The organism is uncultured Roseobacter sp. (assembly GCF_947495025.1).
In the GTDB taxonomy this organism is placed as follows: domain Bacteria; phylum Pseudomonadota; class Alphaproteobacteria; order Rhodobacterales; family Rhodobacteraceae; genus Roseobacter.
The window spans coordinates 79,239-95,762 of record NZ_CANLXG010000003.1 but is presented as its reverse complement, the minus strand read 5'-3'; the positions used below and the strand labels follow the sequence as shown (position 1 = coordinate 95,762).

Annotated in this window: 16 protein-coding genes; 10 read left to right on the top strand and 6 right to left on the bottom strand. The window is 59.5% G+C overall.

Going from position 1 to position 16,524, the window contains the following annotated elements:
• Nucleotides 1-24: 24 nt before the first annotated feature.
• Genes Q0792_RS14640 through pepN form a run of 3 tightly spaced genes read right to left on the bottom strand, consistent with a single transcriptional unit; the run spans nucleotide 25 to nucleotide 3,744 of the window.
• Nucleotides 25-492 (bottom strand): hypothetical protein, encoded by a 468-nt coding sequence (locus tag Q0792_RS14640; protein ID WP_298842253.1) that lies wholly within the window; start codon nucleotides 490-492, stop codon nucleotides 25-27.
• Nucleotides 452-1,195, bottom strand: coding sequence for an SDR family oxidoreductase (locus Q0792_RS14635; protein WP_298842250.1), 744 nt, complete (start codon nucleotides 1,193-1,195; stop codon nucleotides 452-454). The genes Q0792_RS14640 and Q0792_RS14635 overlap by 41 nt, the downstream gene beginning before the upstream one ends.
• Nucleotides 1,192-3,744 (bottom strand): aminopeptidase N, encoded by a 2,553-nt coding sequence (pepN, locus tag Q0792_RS14630; RefSeq protein WP_298842247.1) that lies wholly within the window; start codon nucleotides 3,742-3,744, stop codon nucleotides 1,192-1,194. Before pepN ends, Q0792_RS14635 begins: the two co-directional genes overlap by 4 nt.
• Nucleotides 3,745-3,850: 106 nt before the next feature.
• Between pepN and Q0792_RS14625 the strand changes: the two genes are divergently transcribed.
• From Q0792_RS14625 to Q0792_RS14605, 5 genes are all read left to right on the top strand, one after another.
• Complete coding sequence (locus tag Q0792_RS14625; RefSeq protein ID WP_298842245.1) at nucleotides 3,851-4,021, top strand: hypothetical protein; 171 nt, start codon at nucleotides 3,851-3,853, stop codon at nucleotides 4,019-4,021.
• Nucleotides 4,021-4,200 carry a DUF2256 domain-containing protein gene (locus Q0792_RS14620; RefSeq protein WP_367276778.1) on the top strand — a complete coding sequence of 60 codons (180 nt, stop codon included), beginning with the start codon at nucleotides 4,021-4,023 and terminating at the stop codon, nucleotides 4,198-4,200. Before Q0792_RS14625 ends, Q0792_RS14620 begins: the two co-directional genes overlap by 1 nt.
• 154 nt (nucleotides 4,201-4,354) lie before the next feature.
• On the top strand, nucleotides 4,355-6,496 hold the full coding sequence (locus Q0792_RS14615; protein ID WP_298842241.1) for a malate synthase G: 2,142 nt from the start codon (nucleotides 4,355-4,357) through the stop codon (nucleotides 6,494-6,496).
• An 82-nt stretch (nucleotides 6,497-6,578) separates the two neighbouring features.
• Nucleotides 6,579-7,004, top strand: a complete 426-nt coding sequence (locus tag Q0792_RS14610; protein ID WP_298842238.1) for a heme-binding protein — start codon at nucleotides 6,579-6,581, stop codon at nucleotides 7,002-7,004.
• Nucleotides 7,005-7,119: 115 nt separating this feature from the next.
• The gene (locus Q0792_RS14605; protein ID WP_298842235.1) at nucleotides 7,120-7,896 is read left to right on the top strand and encodes a gamma-glutamyl-gamma-aminobutyrate hydrolase family protein; all 777 of its coding nucleotides are present in this window, start codon (nucleotides 7,120-7,122) and stop codon (nucleotides 7,894-7,896) included.
• Nucleotides 7,897-7,902: 6 nt separating this feature from the next.
• On the opposite strand, the gene Q0792_RS14600 is transcribed toward Q0792_RS14605, so the two are convergent.
• A complete protein-coding gene (locus Q0792_RS14600; protein WP_298842232.1) occupies nucleotides 7,903-8,655 on the bottom strand; it encodes an SDR family NAD(P)-dependent oxidoreductase in 753 nt (250 codons plus the stop codon).
• Nucleotides 8,656-8,766: 111 nt separating this feature from the next.
• Between Q0792_RS14600 and Q0792_RS14595 the strand changes: the two genes are divergently transcribed.
• From Q0792_RS14595 to Q0792_RS14575, 5 genes are all read left to right on the top strand, one after another.
• Entirely contained in the window at nucleotides 8,767-9,144 is a 378-nt protein-coding gene (locus Q0792_RS14595; protein WP_298842229.1) for a VOC family protein, read from the top strand.
• On the top strand, nucleotides 9,141-9,590 hold the full coding sequence (locus Q0792_RS14590; protein ID WP_298842226.1) for an isoprenylcysteine carboxylmethyltransferase family protein: 450 nt from the start codon (nucleotides 9,141-9,143) through the stop codon (nucleotides 9,588-9,590). Before Q0792_RS14595 ends, Q0792_RS14590 begins: the two co-directional genes overlap by 4 nt.
• Before the next feature lie 125 nt (nucleotides 9,591-9,715).
• The gene (locus Q0792_RS14585; RefSeq protein WP_298842222.1) at nucleotides 9,716-11,290 is read left to right on the top strand and encodes a Re/Si-specific NAD(P)(+) transhydrogenase subunit alpha; all 1,575 of its coding nucleotides are present in this window, start codon (nucleotides 9,716-9,718) and stop codon (nucleotides 11,288-11,290) included.
• A 13-nt stretch (nucleotides 11,291-11,303) separates the two neighbouring features.
• Complete coding sequence (locus Q0792_RS14580) at nucleotides 11,304-12,800, top strand: NAD(P)(+) transhydrogenase (Re/Si-specific) subunit beta (RefSeq protein WP_298842219.1); 1,497 nt, start codon at nucleotides 11,304-11,306, stop codon at nucleotides 12,798-12,800.
• Nucleotides 12,801-13,021: 221 nt separating this feature from the next.
• Nucleotides 13,022-14,305, top strand: coding sequence for a DUF3422 family protein (locus tag Q0792_RS14575; protein WP_298842216.1), 1,284 nt, complete (start codon nucleotides 13,022-13,024; stop codon nucleotides 14,303-14,305).
• 172 nt (nucleotides 14,306-14,477) lie between these two features.
• Here the strand turns inward: Q0792_RS14575 and Q0792_RS14570 are convergent, their stop codons facing one another.
• Nucleotides 14,478-15,455, bottom strand: coding sequence for an ABC transporter permease (locus Q0792_RS14570; RefSeq protein ID WP_298842213.1), 978 nt, complete (start codon nucleotides 15,453-15,455; stop codon nucleotides 14,478-14,480).
• On the bottom strand, nucleotides 15,448-16,455 hold the full coding sequence (locus Q0792_RS14565) for an ABC transporter permease (RefSeq protein WP_298842211.1): 1,008 nt from the start codon (nucleotides 16,453-16,455) through the stop codon (nucleotides 15,448-15,450). The genes Q0792_RS14570 and Q0792_RS14565 overlap by 8 nt, the downstream gene beginning before the upstream one ends.
• Nucleotides 16,456-16,524 lie beyond the last annotated feature (69 nt).

Genomic DNA, 16,524 nt, shown 5'->3' with positions numbered 1-16,524 from the left:
AGCCGGCGGCGACAGACCAGCTTGTCAGCCGATCAGCGAGAAATGGTGCCGTTCGGTTGCGATGCCGCGCTGGTTCAGTGTCTCTTCGAAGCTTTTGTGGGGCGGCGTGCATTCGTAGGGCAGACGCACCCTTGCGCCATTGGTCAGGATCAGAGTGACCCGAACGGAAAAGTCCAGACGGGTATCAAGACGGACGCGCTCCAGCTCTGCAAGCGCGACATCTGCGGAGCGCCGTCCGGATTGCCAGCGCATGCCGCGCCCATCAAGCGTCAGTGTCGCGAGCGGATTTCTGACGATCTCCCAGGCGGCGGGCAGGGTAAAAAGGGCCAGGACCGCCATGAGCCAGGGTGCGGCGTCCAGAACCACAGTTGCCGCGATCAGGGCGATCCAGATTGCTGCAACGACGGCAAGACCGGTCCGGTTGCGACCCTGTCGCTCGAAACGAAAGGGCTCAGCGGCCACCCGTGACGTCCAGGGTGGAGCCGGTGACATAGCTGGCCTCGTCTGACACAAGCCACATAATCGCGAGGGCGACTTCTTCGGCGGACCCCTTGCGTTTCATCGGCACCATATGCGCCAGGCGGTCGGCACGCCCGGGTTCGCCGCCCTTGGCGTGCAATCCGGTCTCGATCAGGCCCGGGCGGATTGCCATGATCCGGATGTTGTCCGCGGCAACTTCGTCGGACAAACCTTTGGTAAAACAGTCAATTGCTGCCTTTGAGGCGGCGTAGTCCACGTATTGGTTGCCTGATCCGAGGCGGGCCGCGGCAGACGAAATATTCACGATGACGCCGCCCTGACCGGCCGCCTGCATCCGCAGGACCGCCTCTTTCGCGACCAGCATCGCGCCGATCACATTGACCTGGAACATGCGCTCGAGGCGACCGTGATCCATATCCACCAGACGCGCCGTCTGATCGACAATGCCGGCATTGTTAATGACAGCGTTCAGCCGGCCGAAATGGTCGTCGATCTGCGCATAGATTGCCGCAATTGCTGCGGGATCCGCTACATCGCCCTGGCAGAGCAGAACATCCGCGCCCGCTACCCGGCAGGTATCTGCAACCGCTTCGGCTGCCTGTTGGCTGCTGCGGTAGTTCAGTGCGATGTCGTATCCGCGGTCCGCTGCGATTTCGGCGCAGGCGGCGCCAATGCCGCTGGAGCCTCCGGTGATAAGCAAAACGGGTTTCATCATGCAGTTCCTCTGATTCTTGTCAGCATTTCGCCTGTGTCACGGGACAGACCATCTGTTGCGAGGATCCGGTCCAGTTCGCCGGCGATTATCGCCTGGCGCCCGCCGTCATAGCGTTTCCAGGTCTGAAAAGCCGAACACATCCGGGCAGTTGTCTGCGGGTTCACCGGATCAAGGCGGATCAGCCAGTCCGCAAGCAGTTTGTATCCGGTGCCATCTGCGGCGTGGAAACCTGCATGGTGCATCGCCAGCGAACCGAACACTGCCCGGAAACGGTTGGGGTTCTTCCAGTTAAAATCCGGATGCACGGTCAGCTTGCTGGCCGTTTCGCCGGTTTTGTCCGGATCGGACATGACAACCTGAAGGCCAAACCATTTGTCCATCACAAGGCGGTCATCTTTCCACTGGTTTTCAAAGGCTTCCAGCGCATCACCGCCGTTGCCTGTCCGCAGCAGGGCGCCCAGTGCGGCAAGCTGCTGGGTCATATTGTCAGCCGTTTCAAACTGCTGCGCCGCGCGGGCGCCGCCATCGAGCCGCGACAACAGACCCAGCATGCCGTTTGCCAGCGCGCGCCTGCCGGATTGCGTGGCATCCGGGCGGTAGGGCTCCGTCACCTGATGCGCTTCCACCAGGACCGGCAGAAGGTCAGCCATGTGCATCGCCTGCGCGGCCCTCAGCGCATCTGTGGCTGACCAGATCGCATCGGGATCAGGCGTTGTGCCTTCATTGTGCAGCGTCGTCGCCAGATCATTCTGGCCCGGCAGTCCCAGCATCAGGGCGCGGTAAGCGGGGTCGAGGGTCTCATCGCTCAGCACAGTGCGGATACCATTGAGATAGTCCGGATCAGGGGCGGCACCGGTGCGGATCGTGTTGAGCAGGCTTTCGCGCGCAATATCACGACCTGCCTCCCAGCGATTGAACGGGTCAGTATCATGTGCCAGCAAAAATGCGCGGCGTGTTTGCGGGAAGTTGCTTTTCAGAACGACCGGCGCGGAAAAGCCGCGCAGCACCGACGGTACAGGCTGTTCCGCCAGACCCTCAAATGAGAAACTCTGCGTTTTTTCAGTGAGTTCCAGAATTATTGTCGGCACCAACTCGGCCCCGTCCTGATCCAGCAGACCCGTGGCAATCGGTATCACCTGGGGTTGCGGGTCCGGCGTTGTAGCGGATGGCGCGAGGGTCTGCGTGAAGGTCAGCGTGTAGGTCCCTGCGTCCCAGCTCTCCTCTGCCGTGACTTCCGGGGTGCCCGCCTGGCTGTACCATCTGGAAAACTGGCTCAGGTCCCGGCCTGTGGTGTCCTCGAACGCCTTCAGCCAGTCTTCGATCGTGCAGGCCTGACCGTCGTGCCGGTCGAAATAAAGCTGCACTGCCCTGTCGTAAGCCTCCGCACCGACAAGCGCGCGCAGCATACCAATAACCTCGGCGCCTTTTTCATAGACAGTCGCTGTATAGAAGTTGTTGATTTCCTGGAAACTTTCGGGGCGAACGGGGTGGGCCAGCGGGCCCTGATCCTCGGCAAACTGACGCCCGCGCAGGTCGATGACATCGCCGATACGTTTCACCGGCGCCGAACGCATATCAGAGGTGAACTGACTGTCGCGGTAAACAGTCAGACCCTCTTTGAGGCAGAGCTGGAACCAGTCACGACAGGTGATCCGGTTGCCCGTCCAGTTGTGGAAATACTCATGCGCAATGATCGCCTCGATGCGTTCGAAATTGCCGTCTGTCGAGGTCTCGGGAGAGGCCAGAACGGCGGAGGAGTTGAATATGTTCAGACCCTTGTTCTCCATCGCGCCCATGTTGAAATCATCGACAGCGACGATGTTAAAGATATCCAGGTCGTATTCGCGGCTGTAAACATCCTCGTCCCATTTCATGCTGTCTTTGAGGGCCTGCATCCCAAAGGCACATTTGCCCTCGTCGCCGGGGCGCACCCAGAGGTTCAGCGCGACCTCGCGACCGGACCGGGTGGTAAAGGTGCCGGGGTGACTGATCAGTTCGCCCGCAACGAGGGCAAACAGGTACGCTGGCTTGGGCCAGGGGTCATGCCATTCCGCGAAGTTCTCTGACTGCGTGACCGGATTGCCGTTTGACAGCAGGACCGGATGCGGGCCGTGTATCCGGACCGTAAAGATGCTCATGACATCCGGCCGGTCCGGATAGTAGGTGATCTTGCGAAACCCTTCGGCTTCGCATTGCGTGCAGTACATGCCGTTTGACATGTAGAGGCCTTCGAGTGCGGTGTTATTGGCCGGGTCAATAGCTACCTCCGCCTCCCAGACAAAGGCTTCCCCGGGCACGGCGCATGTCAGGCCTTCTGCGGTCACATCCGGCGTCACCGCCTTTCCGTTGATCTTGGCAGAAACCAGCTCCAGGTTTTCGCCGTGCAGAAAAAAGGCAGGATCTTCACCGGGACGAGGTTCGAAAATGATCCTGCTCGTGACGCGCGTCCGGTTCGGATGCAGGAAAAAAGTCAGAGCGACTTCTTTGACATTATAGCCGAAGGGGCTGTAATCTTTGAGATAAATCGTGTCGGGAGCAGCGTCGCGCATGGGAACCTGTCTTCTGGAATGGAACGGATATCGCAGCGGGACGTTAGGGTGGCAACAAGTCCGCTGCAAGGTGCTGCCGGACATTTCATCAGTAAACGGAGGACTTATGTCTGCGCCCGACACGAATATTGAACGCCAGAAAACCCGCCACATCCCGATGCTGCGCGGTGTCTGGATCGGCCTTCTGATTGCAGCCGGTGTGGCATTTGTTGCGCTGTCCGGAGACAGCGGTAGCGAAACCGCATCGCCGGCAGCCGTATCGGACACTTCCGGCTGATGGGCATGCGCCGGAAAAGTGATCTGCCACAGAAAACCTGTGCGGTCTGCGGCAGACCGTTCTCGTGGCGCAAGAAGTGGGAAAAAGTGTGGGAAGAGGTCCGCTATTGCTCTGACACCTGTCGCCGAAACCGCAACCGGCACCCGAAGGATCCGGAAAACAGTGGCGCGCCGCGCTGACCGTAACTTCCGGGGGAAGCCCCCGGCAGGTTAATGCCCTGCGGTTGCTCAGTATCCGAAACATATCTGTTTTCGTCATTCTCCGGTTGCCCGGACGCTGTGGCTGTCCTAGATCGCTGGATGCTATCGTATACAAAGAGCGGACGGAGACAGAATGACAGATCGTGTGAACCGCAGCGGGCTGCAGGTCAGTTCAGAGCTGGCAGCCTTTATCGAGACTGCGGCGCTGCCCGGCACCGGTGTTGAGGCAGAAACCTTCTGGGAGGGTCTGTCGGCTCTTGCGCATGACTTCGGTCCGGAAAATGCGGAACTTCTGAAAAAGCGCGATGCCATTCAGGCACAGATCGACGGGTGGCACCGGGACCGCGCCGGGCAGGCGCATGATCACAACGCCTATTGTGCATTTCTGCGTGAGATCGGTTATCTGTTGCCGGAAGGCGACGCCTTCGAAATTGAAACTGCGAATGTGGACGCAGAGATCGCCAGTGTTCCCGGCCCACAGCTTGTCGTTCCCATCACAAATGCGCGCTATGCCCTGAATGCCGCAAATGCCCGCTGGGGCAGTCTTTATGACGGATTTTACGGTACGGATGCGATGGGCACTTTGCCCGCCCCCGGTGGCTATGACCAGGGCCACGGCGCGCGTGTGGTTGCCCGGGCCCGTGTGTTTCTGGACGAGGCCTTTCCGATCAGCAGCTTGAGCCATGCGGACGCACACCGGTACTACGTTTCCGGTGGTGCGCTTCTGGTGGACGATCAGCCGCTGCAGCACCCTGACAAATTTGTGGGCTACACGGGCCACCCCAAGGCACCTGACACTGTGATGCTGCGCAACAACGGCCTGCATGTGCAGCTGGTCTTTGACCGCACGCATGTGATCGGCAGCCGGGATCAGGCCGGGCTCGCGGATGTTCAGCTCGAAAGCGCGGTTTCAGCCATTATGGACTGTGAGGACTCCGTGGCCTGTGTGGACGCCGAGGACAAGGTACAGGCCTACTCGAACTGGCTCGGACTGATGCGGGGCGATCTGGAAGAGAGCTTTGAGAAGGGCGGGCGGCAGCTGACCCGTCGTCTGAATGAGGATCGCATCGTAACAGCGCCGGACGGGTCCGAAGTGGTGCTCAAGGGGCGCGCGCTCATGCTGGTGCGCAACGTCGGGCACCTGATGACCAATCCCGCAATTCTGGACCGGGACGGCAAAGAGATCTTTGAGGGGCTGATGGATGCCATGGTCACCACGCTGATCGCGATGCATGATCTGGCGCGTGAGGGTGGTAACTCGCTGACCGGGTCGGTCTATGTGGTAAAACCCAAAATGCACGGTCCGGAAGAAGTGGCGTTTGCGGACCGGACGTTCACACATGTGGAACAGGTTCTCGGGCTGCCGCAGTACACGGTCAAACTGGGGATCATGGACGAAGAGCGTCGCACAAGCGTCAACCTCAAGGAATGTATCCGCGCCGCAAAATCACGCGTGGCGTTTATCAATACAGGGTTTCTTGACCGGACAGGCGACGAGATCCATACCTCGATGGAGGCCGGTCCTTTCAGCCGCAAGGACTTTATCAAGCGCAAGGCGTGGATCGGGGCCTATGAAAACCAGAACGTGGACATCGGGCTCGAGTGTGGCCTGAGCGGAAAGGCGCAGATCGGCAAGGGCATGTGGGCCATGCCTGACATGATGGCCGCAATGCTGGAGCAGAAGATCGAACATCCGAAATCCGGTGCCAACTGTGCGTGGGTGCCAAGCCCGACGGCGGCGACGCTTCATGCGCTGCATTACCACAGGGTTGATGTGTTTGCTGTTCAGCAGAAGCTGCGGGCGGGCGGGCGCCGGGCTTATGTGGACACAGTGCTGAACATCCCGCTGGCAGAATATCAGAAATGGACCGATGCACAGAAAATCCGCGAGGTTGAAAACAATGCGCAGGGTATACTGGGTTATGTGGTGCGCTGGGTTGATCAGGGTGTGGGTTGCTCAAAGGTGCCCGACATGAACGATGTGGGCCTTATGGAAGACCGTGCGACATGCCGCATCTCGGCGCAGCATATTGCCAACTGGCTGCACCACGGGGTGGTGGATGGCCAGCAGGTGATGGCCGCCATGCGCAAAATGGCAGCTGTTGTGGATGAACAGAATGCCGGAGACACCTCTTATGTGCCGATGGCGCCAGGTTATGACGGTATTGCATTTCAGGCGGCCTGCGATCTGGTGTTCAAAGGGCGCGAGCAGCCTTCGGGGTATACCGAACCGGTCCTGCATGCGCGGCGGCTTGAGCTGAAAGCGGCACAGTAACGGACAAAAAGCCCGGGGGGCTGCCTGCTCCCCGGGACCCTTCGGGGGAATTTTGTGGCCAGAATAAAACAGGGACGGGACGATGGGTATTTCACTGAGAAAAGCGCGGACAATCATCCGCAAGACACTGGAAAAAGGCCGGGAGATGGAGTTCAAACCTCTGTCGGTTGTTGTGCTTGATGCCGGCGGCCATCTACAGGCGTTTGAGCGCGAGGATGGCGCGTCGCCGGGACGTTTCGGGATTGCACATGGCAAGGCCTATGGGTCGATCATGCTCGGCATCCCGGGGTCGGCGCAGATGGCACGCGCGGAAAACCAGGCGTATTTCCTCAACGCGATGAATGGTGTGTTCGGGGGCAGTGTCGTTCCGGTGCCGGGCGGTATCCTGCTGCGCGACCGAAAAGGCGCCATAATCGGCGCCGTTGGTGTGACCGGTGATACTTCGGACAATGATGTCATTGCCGGACTGGCAGGCATAGAAGCGGCCGGTCTGACCGGCGAGGCGTGAAACAGCGCCGATAAAAGCGGCTTTTGCATCTGTGCACAGTGGCTTGCGCGTCCGCGTGTCTGTTTTCCGTAACTTTTCTGTCCTATAAACGCGGAAACAGGAAAAGGGACCATGGATGGCGCGACCCGTTGTTGGTATAATCGGTAATTACTACCTGATGAATGACCAGTACCCCGTGCATGCGGGCGGAACGATGAACTCGGAGGCAATTTCGGAAGTGTCCGGGTGCCTGCCGATGCTGATACCTACGGATCCGCGATTTGTGACAGTCGAGGATCTCATGGCGCGGTGTGATGGGTTTCTGTTTACCGGGGGTCGCCCGAATGTCCATCCCGAGGAGTACGGCGAGGACCCCACATCAGCGCACGGCGAATTTGACCGCAGCCGCGATGCGGTGGCACTGCCGCTGATCCGGGCCTGTGTGGAGCGTGGCCTGCCATTTCTGGGCGTTTGCCGGGGGTTCCAGGAGGTCAACGTCGCGATGGGCGGGTCACTCTATCCCGAAATCCGCGATCTGCCCGGGCGGATGAACCACCGGATGCCGCCGGACGGAACGATTGAGGAAAAGTTTGAGCACCGTCATGCCGTAAGTTTCACGCATGACGGCGTGTTTCACCGGCTGATGGGCGCACCCGAGGTGATGACCAACACCCTGCACGGTCAGGGGATCAAAACATCCGGGCCCCGCGTCGTCATTGACGGAACAGCACCCGATGGCACACCTGAGGCCATCTATATTGACGGTGCCCCCGGATTCACGCTCTCTGTGCAATGGCACCCCGAGTACCGCGCAGCAGAAGACCCGGTGTCCCGACCGCTTTTCGCGGCTTTTGGCGAAGCGGTGCATGCCTGGGCCGAAAGTGGAACGCCGCGGGCAGCGCAGGTCGCCTGAGCCTGATCAGATCTGACCGCCTGCGATTTCGATCGCCTGGCCGTTCACGCTCTGAGATCCTTCCGACACCAGCCAGAGCGCCGCAGCGGCGACCTCTTCGGGTGCGATCAGCCGGCCGTGGCGGTTGGCAGAAACCATCATCGCCAGTGCTTTGTCCTCGGACACACCGGCCCTTTCTGCAATCGATGCCGTGTTGCGGGTCACAATAGGGGTATCCACATAAGCGGGACAGAGAGCGTTAAAGGTATAGGGCCTGCCCGCGTAATCCTCGCTGAGGGCGCGTATCAGACCGATCAGCCCGTGTTTGCTGGCGGTATAGCACGACGCCCCCTGCAGACCGCGCACACCTGCGATGGACGACACCGCGATCACGCGGCCCCAGTCCGTTGTACGCATGGAGCCAAGGCTTTCGCGGATCGTCAGAAAGGCGCCATCCAGATTGGTGGACATCATGTTCCGCCAGAATTCCATGTCCGTCTTGTGCAGGGCACGCCCCTCGGCAATACCGGCATTCGCAACACAGATCTGAACGGGGCCGTGCGCCTCGACGGCGGCAGCGATTTTGCCGGTCACATCGGCCTCGTCGCGTACGTCCATCGCCATGCCGGTGATACCCTGGCCTGACACCTGGTCAAGAACGGACTGGCGCCGCCCGGTAATGGTCACGGCGCAGCCGTTTTCAGCCAGTGTGCGGGCAATCGCGAGGCCGATACCGGTGCCGCCGCCGGTGACCAGCGCATGTTTTCCCCTGAGCGTCATCGGATTCTCCCTGACTGTCTGATGAACTATGGGCTGTCACGGGCTCTGCGGGCAAGGCGGATGTTGAGCCAGCGCGACAGCTGTGCGACAAAGAAGGTGGAAGCGAGATCTATGGCACAGGTGACAGGTATTGGCGGCGTCTTTTTCCGGTCCGGGAATCCGGATGAACTGGCGGCGTGGTATGAAACCCATCTCGGCATAAACCCCGTGCCGCGGGACTATGACCAGCAGGTCTGGTCTCAGGCGGAAGGCCCGACAGTCTTTGCGCCCTTTGCGGCGGATACAGAATACTTTGGCCGGCGCGACCAGGCTTTTATGATCAATTTCCGTGTCGATGATCTTGATGCGATGGCCGCGCAGCTGCAGGAGGCGGGCATTTCTGTGGAGATCGACAAAACAGAGTATCCGAATGGCCGGTTCGCCAGACTGCATGATCCTGATGGTAACCCGATCGAACTCTGGCAGCCCATGGGTGTTGACGCATCATGAAATGGTTCGACCTGCCGCCGGTCTGGCTGGTTGCTTTTGCCGCCTGTGCATGGTGGCAGGGGCATATCCTGACGCTGGGCCTGAGCCTTGCGCATCCGGTCACCATGCTGCTTGCCGGGCTGCTGGTGGGGGGCGGAATTGTCCTGGCGCTGCTGGCAGCGATGGAATTCCGCAAACACCGCACGACGATCATCCCCCACCAGGAAGCGGAGACGCTGATACAAAGTGGTATTTTCAAACGGTCCAGAAACCCGATTTATCTGGCGGATGTGATGATCCTGGCCGGGCTGTGCCTGTACTGGGATGCGATCCTCTCGCTGGTGCTGGTGCCGGTGCTGGTCTGGATTCTGGAACGGCGCTTTATCGTGCCCGAAGAAGACCGGCTTCGCCGGAAGTTCCGTGCCGATTTTGCCAGATACGCTGAAAAAACACGCAGATGGGTCTGATTTCTGAGCATCTGTGAGCGTTCACAGAGTTTCGCATGCTTGTACCTTGCGTCCCGAAACGGTAGTGGACATCGCAACTCTGTGCACCATTTTGCTCAAAACGTAAATTAACGGGGGAGCTTCCATTGAAGATCGGGACACCAAAAGAGAGCTTTGAGGGTGAAGCCCGCGTCGCCATGACGCCGGACAGCGCCACGCAACTTCAGAAACTCGGCCATGAATGCGTCATCGAGACAGGCGCAGGCGCGCTTGCCGGTTTTGCTGATGCCGATTACAGGGCGGCCGGCGTCGAGGTGGTCAAAACTGCGGCGGCGCTCTGGAAAGCGGCGGATGTTGTGGCCAAGGTGCGGGCGCCTTCAGATGCCGAGATGAAGCGTCTGCGGGATGGCCAGACCCTGATCTCGTTCTTCAGCCCTGTCGCTGACGAGGCGAAAATGAAAGCGGCAGCCAAAAAGGGTGCCACGGTCATCGCGATGGAAATGATCCCGCGGATCAGCCGGGCGCAAAAGATGGATGCGCTGTCGTCCATGGCGAATATCGCCGGATACCGGGCAGTCATCGAGGCGGGCAACAACTTTGGACGCTTCTTCACCGGGCAGATTACAGCGGCAGGCAAGGTGCCGCCGGCAAAGGTTCTGGTCGTCGGGGCAGGGGTCGCGGGTCTCGCGGCCATCGGAACATCCACCTCGCTGGGCGCGATTACCTATGCCTTTGACGTGCGGCCCGAAGTGGCTGAACAGGTCGAATCCATGGGCGCCGAGTTCGTCTATCTTGATTTCGAGGAAGAGCAGCAGGATGGCGCAAGCACGGGTGGCTATGCTTCTGTTTCCTCACCGGAATTCCGTGAGGCACAGCTCGCGAAATTCCGCGAACTTGCACCCGAAGTGGACATTGTGATCACCACAGCACTGATCCCGAACCGTGAAGCACCGGAGCTCTGGACCGAGGATATGGTGAAATCCATGAAGCCCGGATCGGTGATTGTCGACCTTGCTGCTGAAAAAGGTGGCAACTGCAAACTGACAGTGGCTGACGAGAAAATTGTCACCGATAACGGCGTTACAATCATCGGTTATACAGATTTCCCCAGCCGGATGGCGACCCAGGCGTCCAGCCTCTATGCCACGAACATCCGCCATCTGATGTCGGACCTGACACCGGAAAAAGACGGCGTCATCAACCACGACATGGAAGACGACGTAATCCGCGGTGCGACCATCGCGCATGCCAAAGAGGTAACCTTTCCACCGCCGCCCCCGAAGGTCGCAGCGATTGCAGCTGCTCCCAAAAAGGAAGCGCCCAAAGAGCTGACGGCGGAAGAGAAACGGGCAAAGGAAATCGCGGAATTCCAGACGCAGACACGCAACCAGGTCGGTTTGCTGGCTGTCGGTGGTGGGTTGTTGCTGGCGGTCGGCCTTGTGGCCCCCGCGAGCTTTATGCAGCACTTTATCGTGTTTATTCTGTCCGTGTTCATCGGCTTCCAGGTGATCTGGAATGTGGCGCATTCACTGCACACGCCGCTGATGGCGGTGACCAACGCGATCTCCTCGATCATCATCCTCGGCGCGCTGATCCAGATCGGGTCAAGTTCGCTGCTGATCACGCTGCTCGCAGCACTGGCGGTCTTTATGGCGTCGGTGAATATCTTTGGCGGCTTCCTCGTGACACGGCGCATGCTCGCCATGTTCCAGAAATCATAAGGGGTTGGGGACAATGGAATTCGGATTTACGATCGCCGCCTACGCGGTAGCGGCTGTTCTCTTCATCCTCAGTCTTGGTGGCCTGTCCGGGCAGGAAAGCGCAAAACGCGCGGTCTGGTACGGCATCGCCGGTATGGCAATTGCCGTTCTGGCCACGCTGATCGGCCCGGGGCAGGGCCTTGGGATCGTCTCGGTCATCCTGATCGCGCTGGGTGCGGCTGTCGGCTATCAGCTGGCCACAAAAGTTCAGATGACGCAGATGCCAGAGCTTGTGGCCATCATGCACAGCCTTGTGGGCCTGGCGGCGGTCTTTGTCGGCTTTAACGCGGATATTATGATCAACAATATGTCTGACCTGTTCGAGCAGAACCTGCTCGAGCTTGGGGCCGTTGCTGCAGACGGGTATACAGCCATTGGTCTGCCCAGGGAAGTCTATGACGGGCTGTCCTCTTTTGGTCAGCTGATCGCGAAAAAGACCACTGTGGAGATCAATATTCTCAAGGTCGAGCTGGTGCTGGGCATCTGGATCGGTGCAGTCACGTTCACCGGGTCGGTGATTGCCTATGGTAAACTGGCCGGCCGCGTGGATTCCTCGGCGACGAAACTGCCGGGCGGACACCTCCTGAACATCGCTGCTGCGGGATTCTCGCTGCTCTTTGCCGCGATGTATCTGGGCGGATCGGGCAGCTGGACACTGGTGCTGCTGACGCTGCTGGCGCTGTTTATCGGGTATCATCTGATCATGGGGATCGGTGGCGCAGACATGCCCGTCGTGGTGTCTATGCTCAACAGCTATTCGGGCTGGGCGGCAGCGGCCATCGGTTTCAGCCTCGGCAACGATCTGCTGATCGTTGTTGGCGCGCTTGTGGGCTCGTCAGGTGCGATCCTGTCCTACATCATGTGTAAGGCGATGAACCGGTCCTTTGTCTCGGTGATCCTCGGCGGCTTTGGCGGCCCAGCAGGAGAGCAGATGGCTGTTGAGGGCGAACAGATCGCGATTGAGGCAGACGGCGTCGCTGCGGCGCTCAACGAGGCCGACAGCGTCATCATCATCCCGGGATACGGCATGGCGGTTGCTCAGGCACAACAGGGCGTGGCCGAACTGGTCCGCAAACTGCGTGCCAAAGGCAAAAACGTACGTTTTGCCATCCACCCGGTTGCGGGGCGTCTGCCCGGCCATATGAACGTGCTGCTGGCCGAGGCCAAGGTGCCTTATGACATCGTGATGGAAATGGATGAGATCAACGACGACTTCCCTGAGACGGATGTTGCTATTGTGATTGGCTCCAATGACATCGTGAACCCGGCCGCGCAGGATGACCCCAACAGCCCGATTGCCGGTATGCCGGTGCTGGAATGCTGGAAAGCCAAGCAGGTGTTCGTGTCCAAACGCGGGCAGGGTACCGGGTACTCGGGCATCGAAAACCCGCTGTTCTTCAAGGACAATACGCGGATGTTCTATGGCGACGCCAAGGCGAGCCTGGATAAACTGCTGCCCATGATCGACTGATCCCCGGACAGATTTTCAGCCAAAGCGCGCCGCAGAAATGCGGCGCGTTTTTTGTTCCCGGATGCTCCTGTTTGGTCTGCTGTGACAGCGACCTGCCTGAATGCGCCCGCCATGACGGCGCCGGTATACCGTTGCATTCAGTTAAGCATTTGATCTGATTGGCGAATTTCGTTGACTTTGTGAGGGCTGGCGCTATCCCTCTTTCTATACGGAGCTTGCCCATGTCACCGATCACAGACCACCCGTTACGCTATAAGCTTGCAAACGAACTGCATGCCCGGCCGTTTCCATCCATGGAAGCCCCGTGTTCGGCAGTCTATGTGGCTATCAAGCAACCGAATGACGCCGTCAGTCGTGACCGGGCGCAGGATCTGCAGCACCTGACCGACCTGCTGGACCGGCATGGGGCGCCGCACCCCCAGCCCGGTGCGACCCACTACTATGGCCAGATCGGCAAGCACTGGATCAAATGGGAGCAGCATACCGAGTTTGTCACCTACACCGCGTTTCTTGAAGAGGGCGCAGAGCGGGCTTTTGATCCTGCGTCCTTTGACGTTTTTCCGGCAGACTGGCTGGACAAGGCACCCGGCCAGCGCGTGACGTCTGCTATGCTGCACATCGTACCGCGACCGGACGATGAAACAGAAATCGAGCGTGCGGTCTCTGGCTGGTTTGTTTCCGAGAGCCTCGCTGTGTCCAACGTACTCGACAACGCAGCGACCGTGGCGGGTGATTTCCGCATCGATGTGAACGGACATCTGCGGTTTGCTGTCTTTGCGGATGCCGGCACGGGCAGACGGCGCATCGGGCGGATCGTTCAGCGTCTGTGCGAGATTGAGACATATAAATCGATGTCGATGCTCGGGTTCGCGCGGGTGCGGGCGCTGCAGCCAAAGCTGAACGATCTCGACACGAAACTGACCGGGCTGATGAGCGATATGACCAGCGAGACGGCCAGTGCCGAGGAGACGCTGAATTCCCTGCTGAGTATATCAGCAGAGCTTGAAACCCTGTCGGCGCAGTCCTCGTTCCGTTTCGGCGCGACCGGGGCCTATGAGGCACTGGTCAATCAGCGCATTGAAGCGCTGCGTGAGGTACGGTTTCGCAGCCGCCAGCATTTTGCCGAATTCATGATGCGGCGGTACGCACCGGCGATGCGGACAGTGACGTCAGCAGAACGCCGGCTTGATGCCATGTCGAGCCGGTCTATCCGTGCGTCCAATCTGCTCAGAACACGGGTTGATGTGGAAAGGTCCGCACAGAACCAGGCGCTGCTGGAAAGTATGGACCGCAGATCGGATCTGCAGTTGCGGCTGCAACGCACAGTTGAGGGCCTGTCCGTTGTGGCGATCAGCTACTACGCGGTTTCGCTGGCCGGATACCTTCTGTACCCCCTCACACAGGCCACAGGGCTCAGCAAAGGTATGCTGACGGCGCTGGTAACGGTTCCTGTAGTATTGCTGGTCTGGTGGCTTATCCGCCGGCTCAGAGCGAGCGTCGAATAACGCCCGCGCTTTTCGGAAGCCTGCGCGGGTGTTCCGGTTTTGCGCTGTGCAGACGGCCGGACGACGCTGTTTGGCTTTCGCCAAATGCGCCCCGCCCGCCGTCCCAGGCCCGGTACATCAGGCTGATTTGGCATGCTGTCAGAACCGGCGGGATCCGGACCGGACGCGCGGCTTATCTGCCGCGTATCCGGGGATCGAGTGCGTCGCGGAGACCGTCACCCAGGTAGTTCACCGACAGAACCGTGAGCGAGATCAGAATACCCGGCAACATGACGCGTTCCGGGAACTCTTCCATCCGTGGCACCGCGTCTGAAAGCAGTTTGCCCCAGGTCGGGAAGTCCGACGGGAAGCCCACGCCCAGAAAGCTCAGCGCGCTTTCGGTGATAATCGCTGTCGCAAGACCAAGCGTCGCGGAGACCATGATGGGTGACACGACGTTCGGCAGCAGGTGGCGCCGGATAATCAGGAACGGTGTTGTCCCGATCGACCGTGCAGCGAGGATAAACTCCCGTTCCTTGAGGGCGAGAATTTCGCCACGCACAATACGGGCCGTGGGCATCCAGGACGTGATACCGATGACGCCGACGATCAGGATGAACATGCCTCCTTCGGGCCCGAACGCCGCGCGCAGAGGTTGACGAAACAGCGTCACCGCGACGAGCAGCAGAGGCAGGATCGGCAGCGAGAGGAAAAGGTCGGTGATCCGCATCAGAACGCCATCCAGGCGCTTGAAGTAGCCCGCACAGACGCCAACGGCCGTCCCGATAAACAGCGACAGGATCATGGCCGTCCAGCCGACGGCCAGCGAGGCACGTCCCCCTGCAATGAGCGTTGCCATGATATCGCGCCCGAGGTTGTCCGTCCCCAGGGGTCGCGCCCAGAGCACCCTGGCATCGCTGTCCCAGAGCGCCGTATAGATCGGGCGCAGGTCCTTGTTGCGGATGTCCAGCTTCTTGGCATCGATCTGCCAGACCCAGGGACCGATCAGCACGAAAAGCGTGATCGCCAGCAAAAAGCCGCCGCCGATCATCGCACCCTTGTGCTTGCGGAACTGGTCCCAGACCTCGCGCCACTGGCTTTGCGGTTCCTTCTGCGGCTCCTTGTCCTGAAGCGCGCCGAATGTCTCGATTTCAGCGTTCTGATCAGTCATAGCGGATCCTCGGGTCCAGAATGCCGTAAAGCACGTCAGCGATCAGGTTGAAGACCACGATCAGGATGGCAAAGATGAAGGTCAGTGTCATGACCATTGGCAGGTCATTGGCAAACAGTGCCGTCAGCAGCAGTTGACCGATGCCGTTCACCTTGAACAGTGTTTCGGTAATGATGGCACCGCCGAAGATCGACGGGATGCCCAAGGCGATGACGGTAACAATCGGGATCATCGAGTTGCGCAGGACATGTACCAGTACAACGACGCTTTCTTTCAGACCTTTGGCGCGGGCGGTGCGCACATAGTCCTGGTTGAGATTATCGAGCATTGAGGCCCGCATGAAACGGCTGATCTGCGCTGTTGTCTGGAGCGCCAGCACCATCACCGGCATGATCATCTGCTGCAGCTGGATTTTGAAACTGGCCCAGTCGGTGACCACGTGTGTGGTGTCATAGATTGACGGGAACCATCCCAGATTGACCGAGAAGATCACGATCACCAGAACGCCAGAGAAAAAGGGCGGGATTGAAAAGCCGATCATCGAGATGAATGTGCCGGCCTGGTCAAAGAGGGAATACTGCCGGTAGGCAGAGTAAATTCCGATGGGCAGGGCGATCAGGATGCCGACGATGTAGGACATGCCGACAACCCAGAGCGTCTGCGGCATACGCTGGATAACGATGTCCATCACAGGCGAACGCGTCTGCCAGGAAATGACCCTCAGCTTGCCCTCGGAGAATGCCGTGCCGAACCAGTGATCCACAAGCACCTGTGGTTCCACCCAGAAAAACTGAACCAGCCATTTCCAGTACTGGACGTGGATGGGAGCGCCGAGACCAAGCGCCTCACGCATCTTCTGTTTGACTTCAGGAGGGACAGTGAGCGGCACCTGCGCCATCGGATCGCCCGGCGCCAGTTGCAGCAGGAGAAAAATGACAAGGCTGATAAACAGCAGTGTCGGGATCGAGAGAACCAGTCTGCGGATGGTGAAAGTCAGCATGCGCTCCGCCTTGTCGGGAGGTTTTTATTATTGTTCCGATGCCGCCGGATGCACACTGGCATATTCCCC